A 22470-nucleotide genomic window follows, 5' to 3' on the forward strand; every position below is an offset into this window, starting at 1 on the left:
CTGTAAAGATAAGAATTTAAATCATTAGGTTATTTACTAGTCATATATCCCAACCACTTGTTTAAGAAATATCTTTGGCCGGCTTCGGTATAAACGGAGGAATAAGGTATGCCCGGCCCTGGCCAATCTGGAAGGATCTTATCTGTATCCATCCCCATTTTAATATTTTGATAGAAGTTTCTAACATTTTTACCTCTTGTATTTCTTGTAATGCTCAACCAGTTTTCAGCATCATCCACCTCGTACATACCTGAGGTACCAAAAGTGGCTATATATGCCTTCTTTGAATAATCTTTGAATTCATTAGGTGCACCTTTAGGAACAAAGGACCATGAAATAATTTCAATTTTGTCCGGCCCCAGCGGCTGCCAAACTCTAAATGTCAAAAAGTTCGAAATGACCTGATCTTCTCTAACATAGGTTGCCGTATTCAAAAAACTTAAATTAGGAAAAATATGACCTCTGAACGGAAAATATCCATCTTCTATTAATTTAAATTGTTCGGGTGTTACATTCATTTTCAAGGAATCAATTAACTCTTTAGGATATCCCCAAAAACTACCTGATGGAACCATTCGAAAACCTACATTTCCAGAGCCAGCACATATTTCAGCACCATCTTTTTGACTACCAGGCAAAGCATCTTTTGCTTTCTGAATGTTTGCAAGCCCTACTTCCATTGCACTTTTATGACTTATTGGGGTATGGTAGGAATCCCCGACTATATTTTCTGATGGAATTTTCCAATTCGTTTCAACTATCCAGCGTTGTGGAGGACCCGTAACCTCCATACCATTCGGAGACCAGTTCAAAACTAAATCTAAATACCATTTAAAGTCACCTAAATACTCTTCCAATGAAGGCGCTTTATCATCTAAGCAAACAAAAATCATACCCTTATAAACTCCAAATCTAGGGGCAATAAGACCAAAGTCTTTCCGATCCATTGATTCTCCATAAATGGGTTCTTCAAAAGGGACACCAATCAGTTCACCACTTGTATTGAAATTCCAGCCATGATAGTGGCAGCGAAAGGAAGATGTGTTGCCATCTTCTGCTCTACACACATGCATACCACGATGGGTACAATAATTAAAATAGACACCAATTTGATTATCTTTCCCTCTGACAACTATGAAACTGTCCTGTACGACGTAGCGCACTACAAAGTCACCTTTATTCGGTATTTCAGTATCATGTGCTACAAAAACCCAGGTTTTCGAAAAAATCTTTTCTTGTTCCAATTCAAATATATCCTGATCATGATATATCATATTCGAAACCAAACCCTCTTTTAACTTACTGCTCATTTCCTCCAAAACAGGGTTCTCAGATATTCTATTCATTTAGATCCCTCCTATTGTTTTCCGCGATCGATCACTACCATCTTTGAATAATTGCCATTTTACCTTGTACTGAGCCGATATCTAAAAAAGTACCAGAAATTGTAGCAGCTTCATCTGAGACTAGAAAGCTTACCGCATTTGCAATATCTTCTGGCTCATTAATTCTACCTGCAACATTTCCCTCTGCAATTTTTCTAGTAATTTCTTCAGGACGATCTTCATTCATACCAGATCGGGTAGAACCTGGAATAATACCATTTACACGTATGTGATCCCTGATATGATCTAAAGCTAAGCTTTTTGTAAAGCTAATAATGGCTCCTTTTGTTGCACAGTAGGCAATATGATCAGTACCACCGTAACCGGATGTGGAACCAAAGTTAATGATAGCTCCACCCTTGTTTTGTTTCATATATGGTATTACTCCTCGGCAAAACAAATAGACACCTTTGACATTAACATCAAAAACATTCTCCCAAGTATCTTGATCCGTTTCCAATATATTTCCAATAGGTCTGATTGCAGCTAGATTACACAATACATCTATTTTCTGATACTTTTGAATAACTTTATTAATGATTTGGTCCACTTCGGCGCTTTTAGAAACATCACATAACTCCACATCAACATCAGCATTTTTTGATTTAAAGTACTTTTTGCTTTCATGCTGATTTTTTTCACTTCTTCCAATTACAATTACCTTATAATTTTCATTGGCTAACCTTAAAGCGACTTCTTTTCCAATCCCATATGTTCCACCGGTTACAATGGCCACTTTTTGTTCCATTTATGAACACTTCTTTCTAAAGAAATATTTGTTAAAACCAACTTGGTTACTCTAGAAGAAAACGTGTTACAACCGCATTATATTCTTCATGGTTTTCAAATTGAGCCCAATGACCTGTTTGCCCTGCACAGTAGTATTGAGATTTCTTAATTGCGTTTGCTAATCTCTCTCCTATAGATGGAGGCACAGAGTTATTCTCCGCCCAATATACTAGTGTAGGGCAATCAATCCTACTAAGTCTTTCTTTATTAATAAGATATTTTTCCGATGTTTCGCCGCCTAAATACTCTATAGCAAATTGTTTTAAGCTTTTATTTGTTTCTGGATCGTTATAAATTTTATGTCTTATACGAACCATCTCATCCGTAATTAGATCTTTGTTCACAACAAGTCGTTCCAGTCTTAATCGAATATTTTCCAGGTTAGAATCATCAAGTCCAACCAATGTTTTCTCTCGTAATTTTAATAAATGATTTTTTTGATTTATTCGATGCTCTTCGTTTAGAATAAATCCCTGTGGTGTAGTTAACACAAGTTTTTTAACCCTATGTTTATGACTCAATGCCATTTCCATGGCAGGCCAAGCTCCCATGGACTGTGACACAAAATATGCAGATTCAATTTTTTCTGAATCCATAACGTCATTGATTTGATCGGTAAAACTTGGAATCAATGCAGGATCAAATGGAGGTTTTGATGAATATCCATGCCAAAGCAAATCAATGGCAATTGTCCGAAAGTTTTTCGCAAAGTGCGGAATGTTATTCGCAAAATTTTCAACATGCCCTCCATTTCCATGTAAAAGGATTAAAGGTTTTCCTTGACCGAATTCTATCAATCTTGTTTTATATTTTTTACCGGTATATCTTATTTCCGCTCCTAGTAGATCCGTCCATATACTCAAAATAAAACCCCCATTTACCCTAAATTAGTCTAATACCGGCCAATATACATACCCTAAACCTGTTTTAGTATGATAAGCTGGTATATAATCTATGACTGTAGCTTTTCTATCCATAGCTCCTGCTACAGTGATCCATTGCCTAATTTCACCAGTCCCACTACGTAAAGTATCAGAATCAAAGGTAAATAAATTTGTCAATTCCTTAGATTTATCCTTTTCTAGCCTTTCAAGTACCCAACGATCCAATGGCTCGTCTATCCATCCTGATCTTGGTCCCATAGGATCATGTGAAAGGCCTCCTGATGCGTAGATAGCAATTTTTTCTGGTCTATCCTTCATGACTTCTGCAATAGCTACCCCATAATCCCAACAACGTTGCCCAGTAGGTTGTGGAGGGAAGTATCCATTTAAAAATATAGGAATTACAGGAATATCAAAATTAGGTACTAGTTTATGAAGAGGGAAGGATAATGCATGACCTGCACCGCGATTCGGTTTACCTAATGCATGAACTTTTTTACTGTATGCAGGGTCAAATCCTTTTTTGATTAACCCCTTTAATAAATAGTTTGCTAATTCACTATGACAAGGTGTTCGAATAATGGATTCTTCAACATCTTCATCATCTAGGTAAGATACACTTGTAGCTCCCCAAATCTCATCGCCTGTATAGATAGAAAATGCCGGCATATTACTATCATCAAACATATCGTATTGATCATCGCCAACAATAATCAAAGCTTCCGGTTGATAGTCCTCAATTTGCCTTCTTAGTATATCGAAAGCAGCATCAATTCTTACAATGTAGTTTTCTATAACTTCTTCTGTTTCTTCAGCCAATTGTGGTGGTTCTGGTATATTTATATTTCTACGTTGGGACATAACTCCCCATTTTTCTTTCGGTCGAAAACTTGCTGGAGCATGCGACGATGCTAAACCTAAACCTATCATACTATCACCTCTAAGTATTTTTATTAAATTATTAACCTACAGTAAATTGCTATAATATTAGATTTTCCTTAATAAAAATTCCTTGTGTATCCGATTAAATTCTTCTGTTGTTTCATATTGTGGCCAGTGCCCACAATTCTCTATTAAATGGTATTCGCTATTAGGAATAAGACTTGCTAATTTTTCCCCAATCTCGGGCGATGCAGTAGGGTCATGTGTAGTCCAAATTACGCATGTTGGAGCTTTTATAGAAGCTAATCTTTCTTCTGTTAGCAAGTTAGCTTTTCGTATTTCAACTTCTTGCAAGCACAACACTCTATTTATTACCTCAGACATACTTGGTTGTGCATAAATGCTATATCTTACATCTACTAATTCATCTGTAACCATCGATTTGTCATACATCAAAAACTCTAAGCGTTTACGTGTTTTTTCTTTCGTAGCATTATATACAGCATCTTGAGTTAGCGTCTTTAGTTTTTCCATTACCTGTGGATTCATTGTAATACCAGCAGATGTATTTAAAACAAGCTTGTGAATTCTTTCAGGATATTCTGATGCGAACCATGCACCAACCCATCCCCCAAGAGATTCTCCTGAAATAGAGGCCTTCTCAATTTTTAACTCATCCATAAATTGAAGTAAATGATTTACATAATATGGGATAGTATAGTCTTCATCAGTAGGTTTATCAGTAAAACCATGTCCAATCATATCAATTGCATAAACATGAAAGTCTTTTGCATGTTCTGCAATATTGCTAGCATATGCCTCCAAGTGGCCACCCACGCCATGAAGAAGTATAAGCGGCTCCCCTTCTCCTGCTTCTAGACACCTTGTTCTTACACCATTAACATTATAAAACTTCAAAGAAAAATCAGTCTGAAATAAATTGGTCCAAATACTATTCAATATTTCCACACCTTTCTATAAATTCTGAATATTTTGGCTGTAATTATTTTATACCATATACACTATGGTCATACAATTAACCTTTTTCATAATATGAAAAACGGGAAAAGTTTTTTGGTTTTATTTACTAGTTATTTTATATATCAACATATAGCCACTTTGTATATATATAAATCTAGATGGTAAATCAAAAAAATAAACCCGGCAAACAGGATTGCCAGGTTTCTCACTTTTTTAGTTTAAAAGATATTTATCTCATATATTGGCCACCATTGATATCAAAAGTAGATCCTGTTACATAATCAGTAGATTCAGATATTAAATAGGAAACTAGTCTAGCCACTTCTTCTGTCTCTCCTACTCGCCCAACTGGTATTGACTCAATGATCCTCTTCATTTTTTCCGGATCTACTCTATGCATTTCTGGTGAATTTAAAACCGCCGGGGCTATTGCATTTACAGTTATTCCATATTGCGCTAGTTCTCTTGCGAATACTTTTGTTAATAGAATCTGACCTGCCTTTGAAACTCCATAATGAGCACCTGCGTTTATTGAACCATATTGACCAGCAGTCCCAGAAATATTTATTATTCTTCCCCATTCTTGTTCCTTCATGATACTAATAACAGCTTGAGAAAAGAAAAATGAACTTGTTAAATTCGTTGCCAAAATAAAATTCCATTCTTGCAGGGTAATATCTTCAAGAGCAGTCTCAGACCTGATACCTGCATTGTTTACTAGAATATCAATTCTATTCCATTTTAAAACAATTTCTTTTACACTCTCATGTATCTCTTCAACGTTCGATACATCTGCACATATGAACATTGTTTTTGTTTTCATTTTTTTAAAAAATTCTTCCTGTTGCAAACGGTCAAGTGCCTCTTTATCAATGTCAACCAATGCCACTCTTTTTCCTTCCAAAAGCAAGGAGCGTGCTATAGTTAAGCCTAACCCTGCAGCTGCACCAGTAACAATTGCAACTCTCCCAAATCCACTTATATTCATAAAACCACCTCAATTCCAACTTTTACTATCCTAAAATTAATATTAGTTATACAATAATATAATATCAACAACTTTATTTCATAATATGAAATATAAGGTTGAATTTTCCGAATATTTTTAATACAATTGAATTATAAAAAATCTACAATTAAAGGAGTGTAAAACTCTTGATTAACTCAATAAAACATGCAATTAGGATTGTTGATTGCTTTAATGAAGAACATAAAGAATTAGGGGTAACCGACATTGCAACAAAACTTGATATGAATATTAGTACAGTTCATCATGTTGTAAGTACTTTATACGAAGAGGATATCTTAGTAAAAACACAAACAAGACGATATCGTTTAGGTTCAAAATTAATAAAGTGGGGCCGCTCTGTTTCAACACAATACGAACCATTCTTTATGACAATACCATATATCGAGGCCTTGGTAAATAGAGTTAATGAATCCGTCTATTTAACTATCATGGAGAATAATGAAGTCAGCTACCTGGCAAAGGTAGAGGCGTTTAAACCAACAAATATTGTAACAAATATTGGTTTAAGAAATCGTTTATGTTCTACTGCCTCAGGCAAGGCTATGTTAGCTTTTCAATCTCAGAAAATGATAGATAAATTCCTTAGCAATTCTTCGAATTATAATACCACTCATGAAAACCAGACAAGTAAGGAGACGTTACTTCTAGAGCTCCAAAAAATACGACGTCTGGGTTATGCGTTAAATAACGGTGAATTTAAAAAAGGGTACTTCTCTGTCGCTGCACCAATCACTAATTATTTAGGCGATGTTGTTTGTGCAATAACTGTCGATGGACCTGAAAAAAACATTAGAGCCAATCTTAATAATATATTAGAGAGTCTACAAAAAACAGCTAAACTCATTTCTAGAGATTGTGATTTAAATTGAATTTAAACTAAATACAACCTTATAATTAAAAAAATTCATTCCGAAATTAAGGTGCCAGTCCCGGTAAAGGATCGGCACCAACAACAGCCGATAGCCTCTTTTTTCAAACACATTTACAAGTTCATAACTTATTTTATATTCCTATAAAAAGCCCCATTCTGGCTTTTGCGAAACGGTCGGTAAGCCTTTATCTAATTTTTGATAATATAAAATAATTTCTTCCTTTGTGACCGGATGACGAAATCGCCTTTACGCTGCTTCGTGTTCTTCCAAACAGACGGCAATGCCGTTACGATTCAGCTTGACTAAGTCTTGATCGAATGGTTCATAAACATTGACTCAGGAAGAGTTACTTGTTTATTGTCATAATTGCTTAACCAAGAATACCTACCCAGAGGTTAACTCAACCTTTAAACCAATAATAAACGTACAATAAATCTATTAAACCTAGTTCTTATATGAATAATACAATCCAAGAGTTCAATAATATTGTTAGAAAAGGTATTAAATTACCTAACACACTGTCTACTCTATAAATCTCTTATGTTATAAGAATTGTTACTTGTATTGTTAAAAGTCAGTTTTCTAATCCTCATGCACTATGTAAACAAAAATAATAAAGTAGGGAAACCTTTCTCAAGGCTTCCCCCTTATCAAACCGTACGTGCCCTATTAAGGCATACGGCTTACCCATATGTTACAATGTTTTATCAAGAGGATGCATTCCAGGCATTTTGCATCTTTTGGAGTCGGTGAGAAGTGTAATATTCTTCACCTTTTTCTTTTGCTCGGCTAATTCGTTTCTTTAAATTTCTTTTAGCCTTCTTAGTCATATCGTTCAAATATTGTTCCTTGGTGTATCCATAAGCCTTATTGAGATAAAGCCAGTAGGAGGGAATTAGTTGAATTTTAAGGAAAAATGCGTTATTCCATTTACTATTCATTTTCATTCCTTTAATTTGATTAGGATGCTTATGAATAAATGCCACTCGTAACCTTTCCTTATGTATCCATCTATCCTTTGCAGTATTCCTCTCATCATACGAGTTCTGCAATGACTTTCCTGTCCATATTCCTCGTTAGCCTTTATAGCTTTGATGATTGTTAGATAGTAGTTCATTTTACCTCTTATGATTGGATTAACACGATTTATCCATTCTTCTTTATTTAGAGTAAGTGTCTTTCTAGTCTTTTCCTTAATCTTCATTCTAAAGTCCTTAACGGACTCCTCCTTCGGAGTGACTTGAAAAGTAAGCTTACCATCCTTCTTCCCATGTTTCCAATGGTAGAAAGTAAATCCAAGAAAGTCAAAATTATCATTATGGAAATTGACTATTCTTGTTTTCTCTTTAGAGATTTCTAATCCCAATTCCTTTAACTTTTCCCGAATAATTTGTAATGCTCTCTCCACTCCACGATTTGGTCTATATCCCACTGACCAATTGTGAAATAAGTTATCTTCGAATTTCGGCTGAAGTACATTTACCACACTTTGTTGGACAATACGATCTTCTATTGTTGGTATACCTAGTGGGCGTTTCTTCCCATTTTTTTCCCTCGATCTGACTTCTAAAGAAAATGCCTTTCTAGTGGGCTTCCTCACTTTTCGAAAAGTCGCCAACTTATCCCGTGCTGTACTTCACACTTATTGCATTAGGGTCTGTCCTTTCGCCTACGTGTCTCTCGACTTTTCGCATCTCCTTCAGACAACACCTCACGGTGTTGCCCTAGATTAAGCTTCCCGAGCTAGGTCAGTCTCCTCGGGGATGGATTTCCACCATCTGGGATTCAATTTCTTTATCATCTTTCAGTCGTTTCATCGAAATGACGTCTCTGTCAGAAAAAGAAAAAGAAGAGTGTTGAATAATCAACACTCAAAGCGACTGCCCGTCGCACAAAAAGAGTTCGTATCACACACTCTAGGAACCAAAATAAGCAATAATATATGTTTTAAGGTTTTTAAAAAATTCATTTTTGCCGCCAGTCATTAGAGGTATCCCTATCCCTATGCATATAAATGGTATTAACAAATCAGAGATAGGCTCAAGAGTACATATAATCCATATGTACTGTTAAGTGAACTAGATCTATTCCATTCCTAAGTGCATAACAACAGGGCGCAGGTATTTTTATTTAGAATTTTAATTTATCTATCTCATACTCAAAATATATTGCTATTACTCTTATAAAGGTTTTTATATTTTTCATAAAAATATTCATATTTCTTAACATTTTCAAATATTGGTTCAATTGGATTTGGATTCCTTTTAACTACAACTTTACAAGCCTCTTCAAAATCAGAATAAATCCCAATACCTACTCCAGCTAAAATTGCTGCACCTGTACAAGCTTGTTCAATTGTATTGGTAGTATATATTTCTGTACCGAATATATCCGCTTGAATTTGTAACCATAGTTTACTCTGTGCACCACCACCTGAAGCAATAATTTGATTTATATCAGCGCCTAAGGTTTTGAGAATTTCAAGCGAATCTTTTAAACCATATGTTACTCCTTCCATAATTGAACGAGCCATATTCGCAGAATTATGCTTTAAAGTTAATCCAAAAAACATACCTTTTAAATTTGGATTAAGGTGTGGGGTTCTCTCCCCCGCAAGATAAGGTAAGAAAATTAACCCTTCACTACCAGGAGATATCTCATTAGCTTTTTCATCCATTTGTTTATAGCTTAAATTATTGATTATATTATCTCGAAACCATTTTAGTGACAATCCTGCACTCATCATAGCGCCCATCATGTACCATGTATCTGGTGTAATATTACAAAATGTATGAGTATTTAACAACCGATTTAAAATTGGTTTATCTACCGGTGTATATATTTGGCCCCCAGTCCCTATAGTTGAAGTACCAGTTCCTGGTTTTATTACACCATTGCCTAAAGCCTGCATCGGTTGATCTGAAGCACCATAGACTACAGGAGTTCCCCGTTTTAGCCCCGTTTCATCTGAAACAGATTTTGTAACATAACCAGCTATTTCATAGGATTCACCAAGAGAAGGGTACATTTCTATATCAATGTTTAATCTAGTAATAATGTCCTCTTCCCACTTTCGATCAATTGGATTAAAAGCTAATGTACTAGATGCATCAGTATAATCTGATGCAGTATTTCCAGTAAGTTTCATCCGGATATAATCCTTTGGAAGAATTACTTTAAAAGTTCTATTATAATTTTCTGGTTCGTTTTCTTTTACCCAAAGAAGAGATGCTAGTTGGAACCCTGGAAAAACAGAGTTTAACGTCTTTGAACCAATTTCTTCTTTTCCAATAAGATTGTTTATGCGCTCAACTTGTAATCTAGATCTTTGATCACTGTGAATAATTGCATCTCTGATGACATTTTGTTTTTTGTCAACAAGTACCATTCCGTGCATTTGGCCCGAAATTCCGATACACTTTATTTCGCTAGGGGTAATATTAGTGATGTTTAATGATTTTCTAATGGTAGTAATAGCAGCACTCCACCATACTTCTGGATTTTGCTCAGCGAAACCTTCGTGAGGAATTTCAATAGTATATTCTTCAGCACATATTGATTTCACTAAACCCTCTTCATCGATAATCATTGTTTTTAGGCTAGATGTACCTATGTCTAAGCTCATTAAATATGCCATTTTATCACCAGGCCTATAGTTATATTATTTAAGAATAATAATAGTTATTTTACTGTACCAATTTTTTTACGATCCAGAGCAATAGCAACAGCCGATATCAACAATACCCCTCTAATTATTTCATTCCAAGAAGGCGGAACCCCAGCGATTGTTAATCCCGTTGCAAGTACAATCAAAGTCAAAGCTCCTACTACTGATTTTACTACACTCCCATTACCGCCGCTAAGTGCTGTACCGCCAATCACAACTGCCGCAATGGCATCTAATTCCATTAGTTGGCCAGTTACAGGTGTAGCTGCCCCCATTTGAGATAGGTTAATAACACTTGCAATTCCAACAAGTAGACCTGTAATTCCGAATGTCAATACTTTATACTTTTTTACATTTACACCCATCAGTTGAACTACCTTTTCATTTCCACCCATAGCCTTTAGGTCATTACCATATACACTTTTATTGTAAAATGCCCAGGAAATGAAAACAATGAAAATAAGTATAAAGCAAACATAAGGGAAACTTCCCATTGTTTGCAGCCAGTTATTTTGGTTTCCACTAACATTCAAATAGACTGCCTGCCCGTCTGAAATCACTGCAATTACCGCCCTATAAATAACCATTGTACCAAGGGTAGCTATAAAAGACGGTATTTTTAAATAAGAAAAAAGAAAACCATTAAGCAACCCTAAAACAATACCAGTTAAAACACCTCCTAATAACCCAATAGGACCAAATAATTGAACAGACATAGCTCCTAAAATAGAAGATATTCCTAATAATGATCCGATTGACAAATCGATGTATCCGCCTGTAATTACAAAAGTAGCTCCGATAGCAATAATTGCAAGAACCGGCAGTTGCTGGAGAATCAATGTCCAATTCTGTAAAGTCATAAATTGTGGACCAGCAATGATCCAAAAGAATATTACTATTCCTATTAAGGCAAAGTACACTAAATTTTGTTTAAAAATAGTCGAATAATCTAAATAATTGTATCTAATTTTACCAGAAGGTTTATCAGTTTTTATATTACTTGATAGACTCACAGCTACTACCTCCCATTTATAAAGTACCTGTAGTAATTAATTTAACTGTTTTATCAACATCAATTTCTGAACATTCCATTTGTGCAACGCTCTTACCATTTCTTAATACCAATACTCTATCAGAAACCATAAAAACATGTTCTAAATTATGTGTAATTACAATAACTGAAGTTCCCTGATTCTTTAAATCTTTAATTAGTTTTAATACTTCAGCTGTTTCTGTAACACCAAGTGCAGCAGTCGGTTCATCTAGAATCACAATTTTATTCTCAAAAGCAACTGCACGGCTTATGGCTAAAGCTTGGCGTTGTCCACCTGACATACTTTCTACTGGCACTAGTAAATCTTGAATTGTCGATATTCGTAATTTTTTTAATAAGTCACGTGTCTTTTCTATCATCTTTTTTCGATCTGCGAAAAAGATCCATTTTTTAGGAGTCCTACCAAGAAATAAATTATAAGGGGCATCCATATTAGGAACTAAACCCAGATCTTGGTAAACAATTTCAATTCCAAGATTCCTCGCAGTATTTACATCGTTAATTTTAACTGGTGTCCCATTTAAATATATTTTTCCTCCATCAGGTTGATGGACTCCAGCCAAAGTCTTTACGAGTGTTGATTTTCCTGCACCATTGTCACCTAGTATAGACAAAACTTCCCCCTTTTTCAGATTGAATGATGCCCCTTTAAGTGCCTCTACCCCGCCAAATCTTTTACATATATTTTTTACTTCTAATATAGGACGTTCTGAGTTTTTCTCATTAACCATTTTGAATAAACCCCCTCGATTATGATCAAGAACGATTATGTTAAAAGAGCGCCTTCCCAATATATGAAAGCGCCCTTTGTTATTTTTAATTGTTCCAAGTATTTTTCAATGTTCGCATTATTTCTGGTAAATTAGCATCTTTATTATGAACTTGTGACATTTGTCTAATTTCCTCTGCACTAAATGGTTCTCCCTCTAGAAATCTATTTGAATATTGTTCGGCATTACTTTTATCAATTTTGAATAATTCAAAGCGCGGTTGATTCTCTAAAGGTTCATAACCGTGTAGATAGTCATACATCAATATTAAGCCAAATCCACCTATCATCCAATGAGCTCCAAGGGTACTTGATAGCTCCTCATTAAGTATTGCATCGATAACATTTGGATCATCATCAGAAGTAGATACAATAATTTCATCATCTCTTCCAGCTTGTTGAATAGCATAAAGTGAACCTAATCCTACTGTGCTACCAAAAGCCATAATACCATCGATTTCGCCTGAGTTAAATCTAGTTAAATATCGTTGTGTTGTTTGAATGGCATTCTCTCTCGATTTCTGTTGCCATTGTTCGGCTATGAGCTCTACATCCGGATTTTCTTCCAATGCTTTTGTTGCTCCTGTCCATGCCTCTTCTACTGTTAGCACACCTTTAGGGTCTAAAATTGCAGCAACTTTTTTAGCGCCTTGATCTATAAGAGCATTCATCATTTGGTATCCCCAATCAACATTACTAAAAGTAGCCTGACCAATTAGGTATTCCCCAGTGTACTCATTTATATCATTTACCACAAGACGGTCAGCTGTAAAAGCAGGAACTTTAAATTGTTCTAACAGCGCAGCATTTCTAGTACCTGCTGCCTTTGTGATAGGATCAAATACTATGCCATCAGGATTTTTACCTAAAAGACTCTGCATTCCTTGAACATTTGAATCTTCAGTACCTTTGTCAGAAGTAACCACTAATTCAATTCCTAATGCTTCGGCCACTTGTTTTTGGAAGTTGACATAATTAACTACCCAAGGATTATCTAACGGTTGCACTAATGATCCAATCACTAATTTTTTCTCAGTGGTAGATTTATTAGTATCTTGTTTTTCTATACTAGTTTGATTATCAGTTTGATTGTTAGATTGATTATTAGTTTGATTTCCGTTTGAACAAGCTACCATTCCCAAAAGCATAATACAAATTAAAACCCATGATAACACCTTAAAAAACCTTTTACTCTTCATCTTATTTCCTCCCCGAATGTTAAGAGTTTTTTAAATTAAAATCATGGTGGTTTGCTATTTTTCAAAATGGTAAAGCTAAATCTAATTTTATTTCAAGTTTATTGTAACCGTTTACTAACCCGCTACTTATTTAACTAATAACAAACTCTAATTCATTTGCTTCTTGAATTCTATTGAGCTAAATTGTGCATATCCGTCTTCAACTATTAAGCCGATTTGGTGTTGACCTTTATCGTAAGCCCTGTATGATAATGCGACTTTATCATTGACAAAAACCTCTATTATTGTATCAGTTACAATTACTTTGCAATCCAAAGTACTGTTATTATCTATTAATAAAGGTCTTTCAACAACTCTTGGTCCATCAGCTTCTGGCAATGGAACGGTTTTACCTGATAATGTAGACCAGAAAGGATCCATGGGTTGTGGTAATTTAACTAGAGATACTCTCTGGGCACTTGGTTCAAATTTCAGAATATATCCAGTTTCCAATTCCTTATCAGATTTAATTAATATACCAAAACTATCACGTACATCAGTTGGGGTGATTTTGCATTGGAATAAAAATTCTTCTTGTGATATATTAAAAAATCCATAAGATAATTTTGATAATGATTCCACATTTAATACTTCTGTTCCATATACAGTCCATTTACCCATAATTCCATTAAATTCATTTTGACATCTTACATTGTAGGTCCTTGTTATCTCTTCTGGACATTTTACTGCTAAGTCATTATTTGGAAGTACAATGACTTCTCTTGGAACAGTAAAATCTCCTCCCCACTCCCATTCACCATTATCAACCTCATTTTCTCTATCGTGTACCCATCCAAAATAAAATCTTCTTTTATTATCATCTTCTAGTGATTTTGCAGCATAAAACCTTCTTCCGTCTAACCCATCTACAATCGGAGCACGCCACGGCCCTCTTGGATTATCAGCTATCCGATAAATAGTTTGTGCAGACTCGGAAAACCTTGAATATGCCAAGTACCATTTATCTCCCATCTTATACATTTCAGGACATTCAGGACAATTTGTTGAATAAGGAGCATATATAGGATCATGAACTGTCCAATTATCAAGGTCATCGGATGTAGCTAAAGCAATACAACCTCTTCTACTATCTGGTCCTTTATTTAACCTTGCAGATAATATCATCCAATAGCATTGCTCACCTTCATTCCAAAAGACGTAGGGATCTCGCCAATCTATGTTTTCATATATATTTATATCTGGTTTTATTATTGGGTTTTTCTCATCCTTTTCCCAATTAATTAAATCATTGCTCGTAGCATGACAAATTGTTTGCGGGAAATCAGATGCGATGTGATATCCAGTATAAAAAATATGAAATTTATCATTAGCATAAATAACTGATCCAGTCCATACCCCGTTTGAATCACACTCTGGCTCTTCACCAGGGGATAATGCAATAGGTAGTTCCTCCCATACCACTAAATCTTTAGATACTGCATGCCTCCATGTAGTTCTGACTCTTTCAGGGTATTTCTTTGTTCCCGCGGGAGAAGTTAAGTAAAATAAATGATATACCCCCTTCCAATAGAATGGAATTGCGTCTCCTGCAGCTACTCCATCACTAGGTCTTCTAAAAATTTTCATCCCTTTTTCCCTCCAATAAATATAGATTTGATTTATATTTAACGGTTATTTAAAAACCGAGTATACCTATGAAATAGGACATAATAGACTAAATATTTTTAAATAAGTTTTCAAGTGCTATAGCACCTGTTCCTACTAAAAAGTTATCCCCCTCTAATGATTCTTTTTTAATCCTAATATTTCTTGAGATTTCCGGGAAGGTGTTGGATAAGATAGTTTCTTTTACAGTATCAAACCAGAAATCACCAGCTGTTGACATTTCATCACCCAATACCACAGTATCCGGTTCAAAAATGTTTATTAAATTTACAATTCCAATACCTAATAATCTAGCTGACTCCGTAATAGTTTCTCTTACAAAGACATCATCAGATGCCGCGACTTTTAATACGTCATCAGCGGTAAATCCCTTTTTAATATCCAAAGAGGTATTTACTTTATTATTTTCAAATTCTTTTAATACCTTCTTATAAACTGCAGTACTAGAACTATAAAGTTCTAAACAACCACGATTTCCGCATTCGCAAATGGGGCCGTTATAGTCGATTGAAGTATGACCAATTTGTCCAGCATTACCTGATGTACCATTAAATATCCCATGCTCTGTAATTATCCCTGCTCCTAGTCCTCTTCCTGCCGCTATATAAATCAAAGTTTTAGAATCTCCATAAAGACCAAATCTTTTTTCTGCAAGTGCAGCTGCATGGGCATCATGTTCAATTACAGTATTAATTCCAAACTCGTTGTATATTATTTCTCTAATAGGAATGTTTCTCCAACTAGGAAAATTACTAACTAATGTAATTTTCCCTTCTTTAACACTAAGTGGGCCAGGTGTTGCTATACCAATAGTAGAAATCTCATCACTGCTTTCCTTTTTTTCAATTAAAGTCCTTATAATATCTTTCATAGATTTGATGACATTGTCTATTTGGGAAACTGCTGAAATATTTACACGTTCAGTATGAAGAACCTTACAGTTTAAATTAAAAAGCCCACCTATAATGTAATTTCTAGCTAATCTAACTCCTATAACTTTTCGGCCATTTGGATTAACTTCCAAGGAGATTGCTCTTCTGCCTTTTTGTCCTGAGATTTGGACTTCCTCTGTTTCTCTAACAATGTTCTTTTCAATTAAATTCTTGGTTACATTTGTGATTGTTGCTGGTGTCAAGCCAGTTATTTGTGAGAGCTCTTTTCTGGATATCTTTTTAGGTGGGAATGATAATAGTTTTAAAACCAGTTCTCTATTTTCCTGTTGAAGACTTTCATGATTTTTACCTAATCTTGCTTCTGTATTCATTAATCATTACCTCAATCCCTTACTATTTAATTAATTTATTAAATTTATCAAATATTAAAAAGAAAGCCCTTTCAACCTGTTAAATATATATTTGCGTTTAGAAATATTTATTCATTTTTTTTAATTAATTAATTAATTAACGTTGTTAAAAAATTAGAAATCACTAAATGGTAGCGAAATTCTTCCCCTTTTATATACTTTTCTGTAGGACGAATGGACAGTCTAAAATTAGCTCATCAAACCCGTTTCAGGGTCAACTATCTCATTCCTAAAAATTAAAAGGAGCCAGAAACCTGGCCCCAAGATCCGCTAACTCTTATACTCCGCCCCCATCACCCCCACAATCTCCCGAAAAACCCCCGAAGGTCTCTCCGCCAATTCCCTCATCTCAATCTCCTTCACCACACCATTCCGCTTAATCCTCAATTCCTCGCTCTCATGATCCACTTCAACCACCAAATCCTTCAACCGATACCGTTCTACCCGACTCGCTTGATCCACATCCCGTGCATCCAGCTCCACCTTCACACTTCTAGAAATCCGCCGCAGCATCCGCCACAGCGTGACCTCTTCGCCACTTTTCATAAAAATTTCCGGCAGCTCTTTTGCTTGCTTTAATGTATTCAACGTCGTCATCATATATACGCGCACACCATACTGAACCGGACGAATCACATCATCTAACCGCTCCCAATAGCGAACCTTAAGATAAACATACTCCTCATCGCCATTCTTAGGGATCTCCGTAATCTCCCGCCGTTTCTTGACCTCAACCCGCTCGATTTTGCCATAATAAACAATCCCATTTTCCTCCTGCGACACCCACTTCGGCAAATACAACGCCACATACTTCGCCTCCTGCCAGCCCGGAACCAGTCGCTTTGCCGGAATATGATAAAAGCCACCCTTCAGATGCGCCGCAAAATTCACAGCATTCTTCACCACACCCACAAGCACAGACTCATCAAACGAAGATCGCCACTCCTCGGTCACACCCCGTGGCAAAATCCCTTCGCGCAGCAACTCCTCAGGACTAGACTCAATCAACCGATCCATAAACCTCTCCACTAGCTCNTACTTCGCCTCCTGCCAGCCCGGAACCAGTCGCTTTGCCGGAATATGATAAAAGCCACCCTTCAGATGCGCCGCAAAATTCACAGCATTCTTCACCACACCCACAAGCACAGACTCATCAAACGAAGATCGCCACTCCTCGGTCACACCCCGTGGCAAAATCCCTTCGCGCAGCAACTCCTCAGGACTAGACTCAATCAACCGATCCATAAACCTCTCCACTAGCTCGGTTGTATTCGGTAAAAACGGCAACGCTCCAACATTCACTTCACCAATGCTATGATAAAAGTCATGCTCCACATAGCTGCGATCATCTGAAAAAGGAAACAACACATACGCTCCATATGCATTCCGCTCATAATGCCCCGCTTCCTTCACAACCAATGCATCACGATAGCGGTGCATCGTATTAATATCCTCCTCCATCGGACCCGGCAGCTTATAGCGATCGCCATAATCCGTTCCAGGCACCGCAAAATCAATCCGATATTTCGCATCAAAAATATAATTATAGCGATAATCCTTGCCATTCTTCTGAATACTCAACATCGTGTCTGGCTTTTGCGAAACAGTCGGTAAGCCTTTATCTAATTTTTGATAATATAAAACAATTTCTTCCTTTGTAACCGGATGCCGAAAACGTCTGCGCGCTTCCTTCGTCTCATCCAACCGAACAACAAGTCCGTTCCGATTCAGTTTCACCAAGTCTTGCTCGATCGGCTCATACTTCTTCGCTAACAATTGCCCCAATTTCAAGAACGTCCAATATTCATATAGCGTCGCAACATCCTTCACAGACATTTTGTAAAAATCATGCTCCAACGCCAGGCCTCTCATAATCGTTAGAAAAATTTGATAAGCATCTTTATAACCAGGTGCCATTTGCATCACTAAACTTAACACCGATCGATCCAACCGGCCAATTTCCTTCCAAAAAGGTTTGTTTAACATACCCATCAATTGCTTTTGCTGACTCCGAATAACAGCTAGTAAATGTTCATCAGGCTTCCTAACATACACACCCTTCGTCTGCGTCAACTTCTGCAGCAGATCCTCCATTCGATCAACGATCCTTGCAACCATCCATTTCACAAACCGATTCTCAAGCGTATCAAAAGAAAGCCCCTTTTTAGCAGCCCAGCCTTTCACAGGCAGCATACTCCGACCCGCAAGCTGAATCCCATGCTCAACATCTTGAAACACATCATGTGCACGCTTTCGTAAATAGGCACGACCAACAGAATCAATCTTCTTCAACTGATTACCGCGCACTTGTCGATAGGTAGTCTGCAATTGATGATGCGGCTGCCGCTCAATATGCTGCAACGCTTTTACCAAATCATCAAAATGACCTTGCAGCAATCGATAAAACTCCGCCGGCGACGGCTGTTCAACAAACGTCCTACCCGCTTTCAGGTACGTCTTTCGTAAAAAATCATAGGCCAAATTATAAATCTCTTCATTCACTTCCTGCAAAAGCTGCTGATAGTCCTCTTTATAATCGAGCTTTGTCGGAAAAATCTCCAACTCCACCTCCAGCAATGCCTCCTCACCGCTACGAATCTCAAAAGCTGTAAGTCCGACCTCGTTTAAGAACCGTAGATTCCCACCCAGTATCTGCGTACCAGACCTTCCAATATGTGCAATGGCTTTCCGCAGGCTAGGATGTTCATGATAAAACGACAGCGGCTGACTCTTTAGCGAATGGATGATCACTTGGTAAATTCCATTTTCAAAAAAGATCGGTGAAAACGGCCCTTCTTCAAAGTCAGACAGCTCGCCTTTTTTGACATCAAAGACCTCTGCTTTATAGTCTTTATTGCTCTTTACCTTAAATATCATATCTTCAAATGAATTCAACGCCTTGTATTGTCTTAAACTCTCATACTTTTCATGAAAAGGCTTGCCTTTAATCGAAACAATCATGTCCTCCGTTTCAATCACAACCAATTCAACATCTTCAGAGCTATAACCAGAAGGATGTGAAACCATCTTGTTCAAACCTCCGACTCATTTCTGTAAGCTTCCTAGCTGTCTTAGGATAGGTGACTCTTTTATAAAAACCTTCGTCTCTAGTAGCATCAGCGTCAACCTCTTGATTTGTACAATAGCGGAATAGCTTTTTGAGAACGACTTCTGTTCGAATATCACTGCCATGAATTCTCGGTAAAATTTTCTGCATCAGCTGGAAATCAAAAGCATCGTCCTCATTCAATAAACCGGACTGAGCATTGTAAATCATATAAAAACAAACCTCATCTCGAACACGATAGCCAACCTGTGCGCCAATATCTTGTAAAATCACATTCACTGACATTAGTTTTTCCGTCACACTGTGAATCAACGTTTCATGCTCCGTAAATGCATCTTTTAAAAATAAATAAGAGCCTGCTAGTGCATCATTTCCAACAGTGATCGACTGCATCTGGCCTTCTTGTAAAAATGAAAAGTTATCGAGCTGGATCCTATTAAACTCGATCGTATTGGCACGATCTAACACTTTTTTACTAAAAGGATGGGTGGTTTCATCCATATTAACGGTTCCAATAAAATAAACATTAGATGGTATCGTTAAGCCGCCGTCAACTTCTTTTTCAGATAAAAGTTGGGATGTAATGATCCGTCCGTTTTCCCACTTTCTACTTTCCATCACACTTAAAATATCACTAAAATAATACTCAACACGCGCAAGGTTCATTTCATCTAAAAGTACAAAATACGGCTTGTCCTCGTCAGCTGCAGCTTTCATCAGGAATTCAGTTAATATCTCTTTCTTAAACTTCCCCTGAATATCGGTATAGCCAAGAAGATCTGAACTATCACTCCAATCTGGACGAACGGGAATTAACAAAAAGCGCCCATTTTCTCCAGTCGCTCCAATACTTTCAGAAAACCATTGCACGATTTTCGTTTTTCCGGTACCGGAGATTCCGGAAAGAATAACAAATGGTTTGGTTTTAAGCGACAAGTAAAAATTGATGATGTCATCTTTTTCGTATGTAAAGCCCTTGGAAGTAATATAGCTATGTATATGGTCCATCAATTCTTGTTCGTTCATCATTGACGTCTCTTCAAACTCAATAGCACGTTCAATATGTTCTTGGACAACAGGTGACATGAGGTCTTTATATTGCGGATAAAACTTTTTCATAAAATCCTCAGAGACAGGATAGAAATAGCCTTGTTTCAAATTCCCATTTCGATCAAACGGTCCGGCATCCTCAGATCTCCATGGTGAAGGTATCGAGTCCTTTGGTATCCATTGCTCTAAGTCATAGTAATCTAGTTTGACCAAGTTCCCTTTTTCATTCCAATTCTCATCAGCTAATGACGCTGGCTTTTGTTCCACTTTTGCTTTTTCAGAAACAATACCAATCGATTTAATTTCAGGCTTACCATAGACAATCACAACGTCGCCTACCTCAGCATTGGCCAGCTCACTATAGTGACCCACTTGATTCCCGATTTTATTTGTAAGTGGTGCCCACATAAAACCACCTTCACGTTGCGGTTTATATTTCTGCCCCATATTGACCCACCAAAATTTCATACTTTGAGTTTCTGGTTCAATGTGTTCCATGTTTACACCTCCCTTTGGAACTAAATCTTTATCAACTAAACCTAGTGACTCGATCCATGAAAATAAATGGCCAACTCTCTTAACAGCCACACTTTCTAAGTCAGGTTCTCACCTAGAGAGTTACGAAAAATTGGACTATCAGCTGTTTAATAACCTCTCCTTTGGTTTTAACCTGTTCGGCCTTTATACCTGATAGTTTAAAATTAGATTAGATAACGGTAACCTAAGTATTCTTTACGCAAGAAAACCGTTTTTATTTTCGGAGCTAGCATATTCTTTTAAGACTTTTTTATTAATAGCATTACCTTGTTGTTGACCAAGCAGCTGCCCACACGCTGCTACCTCACTAGGGGGTAAGATTAATTCCTTTCAAGATTTCTTATCTTATATTTATGGTTTTATTATAACAAAAGGAGGAAATAATTACTTAAAGTCGAAGTTTTGTATTTTACTTAAGAATAGTAGGTGAAAAATAAATTATGAGAGATGGAATTATTCAAAATTATTTAAATCAAATATATGAGAAATATTGTTTAAATATCTTAGAAACTCCTATGGATAAGAACGGATTCAATAATTTATACAGATTAAATTTTTCAACATTTTTTGATGAGCTATTATTTACAATACTTTATGAACCAGACCAATATAAAAAAATAATAAATAGAACAACAATCATTATGTTTCAAAACTTCAGGAACTTAGACGAGAGTGAAATAGACTTTTTGTTTATCAAGTGTGAAGATATACCTAGAGATGAGATAGACTCATATTACGTTAACGATATTAAAGGTTATAAGCTTAGTAAAATTTCTCAACAAATAATGAAACTGATAAATAAAAAGGTATCAAGACATTTGTCATCCTTGGATGATAATATACTCAATTCTTATCTGGAAGAATTAAAAATTAGCATCCAAAACTTTGCTTATGATGTCTCTATTGAGGGAGATGACTATAATTTCTCTAACTATTGGGAAGAATTCTGTTATCAAATACAATATGGAGGTGGGTATCCTTTAGAAATTATCATTGATGATATAGAAAACCATTTAGAGTCAAAATTATATAATGCTCCAATGAGGGAATTAATGTTTTTGTATACGTACACTGATTATTTCATCTATCAAGAATACGAACTTCAATCAGACTTCCCATTCCCTCCAAAAAGCGAAATGATAGACAATATTATTACACTTATGGTAGATGAAATAAAAAATGTAGCAGCCTATTGTTATGTTCCTGATTTTTCCAGCGGAGAAGGTTGGGAAGATGAATATGATGAAGAATGAGCCCAATATTCTTCACCATAAAAAAATAATACTAAATTAAAGGAACTTCTAGGAGAAAAGTGCCTGCCCCCTCTAACGCTTTA

At 36.2% G+C, this 22470-nt stretch carries 17 protein-coding genes and 1 pseudogene; 2 read left to right on the plus strand and 16 right to left on the minus strand.

Going from position 1 to position 22470, the window contains the following annotated elements:
- Positions 1-29: 29 nt before the first annotated feature.
- From C1724_RS06305 to C1724_RS06330, 6 genes are all read right to left on the minus strand, one after another.
- Positions 30-1346, minus strand: coding sequence for an aromatic ring-hydroxylating oxygenase subunit alpha (locus C1724_RS06305; RefSeq protein WP_102345856.1), 1317 nt, complete (start codon positions 1344-1346; stop codon positions 30-32).
- 34 nt (positions 1347-1380) lie between these two features.
- The gene (locus tag C1724_RS06310) at positions 1381-2133 is read right to left on the minus strand and encodes an SDR family NAD(P)-dependent oxidoreductase (protein ID WP_102345857.1); all 753 of its coding nucleotides are present in this window, start codon (positions 2131-2133) and stop codon (positions 1381-1383) included.
- A 46-nt stretch (positions 2134-2179) separates the two neighbouring features.
- The gene (locus C1724_RS06315) at positions 2180-3037 is read right to left on the minus strand and encodes an alpha/beta fold hydrolase (RefSeq protein WP_180994146.1); all 858 of its coding nucleotides are present in this window, start codon (positions 3035-3037) and stop codon (positions 2180-2182) included.
- A 24-nt stretch (positions 3038-3061) separates the two neighbouring features.
- Positions 3062-3988: a hypothetical protein gene (locus C1724_RS06320; RefSeq protein WP_102345859.1), complete on the minus strand. Its 927-nt coding sequence runs from the start codon at positions 3986-3988 to the stop codon at positions 3062-3064.
- Between the two features lie 57 nt (positions 3989-4045).
- Positions 4046-4900, minus strand: coding sequence for an alpha/beta fold hydrolase (locus C1724_RS06325; protein ID WP_258000287.1), 855 nt, complete (start codon positions 4898-4900; stop codon positions 4046-4048).
- 250 nt (positions 4901-5150) lie between these two features.
- On the minus strand, positions 5151-5909 hold the full coding sequence (locus C1724_RS06330) for an SDR family NAD(P)-dependent oxidoreductase (RefSeq protein WP_102345861.1): 759 nt from the start codon (positions 5907-5909) through the stop codon (positions 5151-5153).
- Between the two features lie 167 nt (positions 5910-6076).
- Between C1724_RS06330 and C1724_RS06335 the strand changes: the two genes are divergently transcribed.
- Positions 6077-6820 carry an IclR family transcriptional regulator gene (locus tag C1724_RS06335; protein WP_102345862.1) on the plus strand — a complete coding sequence of 248 codons (744 nt, stop codon included), beginning with the start codon at positions 6077-6079 and terminating at the stop codon, positions 6818-6820.
- Positions 6821-7530: 710 nt separating this feature from the next.
- On the opposite strand, the gene C1724_RS06340 is transcribed toward C1724_RS06335, so the two are convergent.
- The 10 genes and pseudogenes from C1724_RS06340 to C1724_RS06385 form a co-directional block, all read right to left on the minus strand.
- Positions 7531-7764, minus strand: coding sequence for a hypothetical protein (locus C1724_RS06340; RefSeq protein WP_180994147.1), 234 nt, complete (start codon positions 7762-7764; stop codon positions 7531-7533).
- 2 nt (positions 7765-7766) lie between these two features.
- Positions 7767-8423: a group II intron maturase-specific domain-containing protein gene (locus C1724_RS26330; RefSeq protein ID WP_142386522.1), complete on the minus strand. Its 657-nt coding sequence runs from the start codon at positions 8421-8423 to the stop codon at positions 7767-7769.
- 558 nt (positions 8424-8981) lie between these two features.
- Positions 8982-10460, minus strand: coding sequence for a xylulokinase (gene xylB / locus C1724_RS06350; RefSeq protein WP_102345865.1), 1479 nt, complete (start codon positions 10458-10460; stop codon positions 8982-8984).
- Between the two features lie 44 nt (positions 10461-10504).
- Positions 10505-11503: an ABC transporter permease gene (locus C1724_RS06355; RefSeq protein WP_102345866.1), complete on the minus strand. Its 999-nt coding sequence runs from the start codon at positions 11501-11503 to the stop codon at positions 10505-10507.
- Positions 11504-11519: 16 nt separating this feature from the next.
- On the minus strand, positions 11520-12275 hold the full coding sequence (locus C1724_RS06360) for an ATP-binding cassette domain-containing protein (protein ID WP_102345867.1): 756 nt from the start codon (positions 12273-12275) through the stop codon (positions 11520-11522).
- Between the two features lie 85 nt (positions 12276-12360).
- Positions 12361-13512, minus strand: coding sequence for a substrate-binding domain-containing protein (locus tag C1724_RS06365; protein ID WP_102345868.1), 1152 nt, complete (start codon positions 13510-13512; stop codon positions 12361-12363).
- A 147-nt stretch (positions 13513-13659) separates the two neighbouring features.
- The gene (locus C1724_RS06370) at positions 13660-15138 is read right to left on the minus strand and encodes a glycoside hydrolase family 32 protein (RefSeq protein WP_102345869.1); all 1479 of its coding nucleotides are present in this window, start codon (positions 15136-15138) and stop codon (positions 13660-13662) included.
- An 88-nt stretch (positions 15139-15226) separates the two neighbouring features.
- On the minus strand, positions 15227-16441 hold the full coding sequence (locus tag C1724_RS06375) for an ROK family transcriptional regulator (RefSeq protein WP_102345870.1): 1215 nt from the start codon (positions 16439-16441) through the stop codon (positions 15227-15229).
- 309 nt (positions 16442-16750) lie between these two features.
- The gene (locus C1724_RS06380) at positions 16751-19507 is read right to left on the minus strand and encodes a restriction endonuclease-like protein (RefSeq protein ID WP_102345871.1); all 2757 of its coding nucleotides are present in this window, start codon (positions 19505-19507) and stop codon (positions 16751-16753) included.
- Positions 19482-20573 (minus strand): annotated as a pseudogene (locus C1724_RS06385) (McrB family protein); the annotation flags it as partial. The pseudogene C1724_RS06385 and the gene C1724_RS06380, both read right to left, overlap by 26 nt.
- A 1001-nt stretch (positions 20574-21574) precedes the next feature.
- Here C1724_RS06385 and C1724_RS06390 point away from each other — a divergent pair.
- Entirely contained in the window at positions 21575-22387 is an 813-nt protein-coding gene (locus tag C1724_RS06390; RefSeq protein WP_102345873.1) for a hypothetical protein, read from the plus strand.
- The last annotated feature ends 83 nt before the right edge of the window (positions 22388-22470 follow it).

The organism is Bacillus sp. Marseille-P3661 (assembly GCF_900240995.1).
Lineage (GTDB): Bacteria > Bacillota > Bacilli > Bacillales > Bacillaceae_J > OESV01.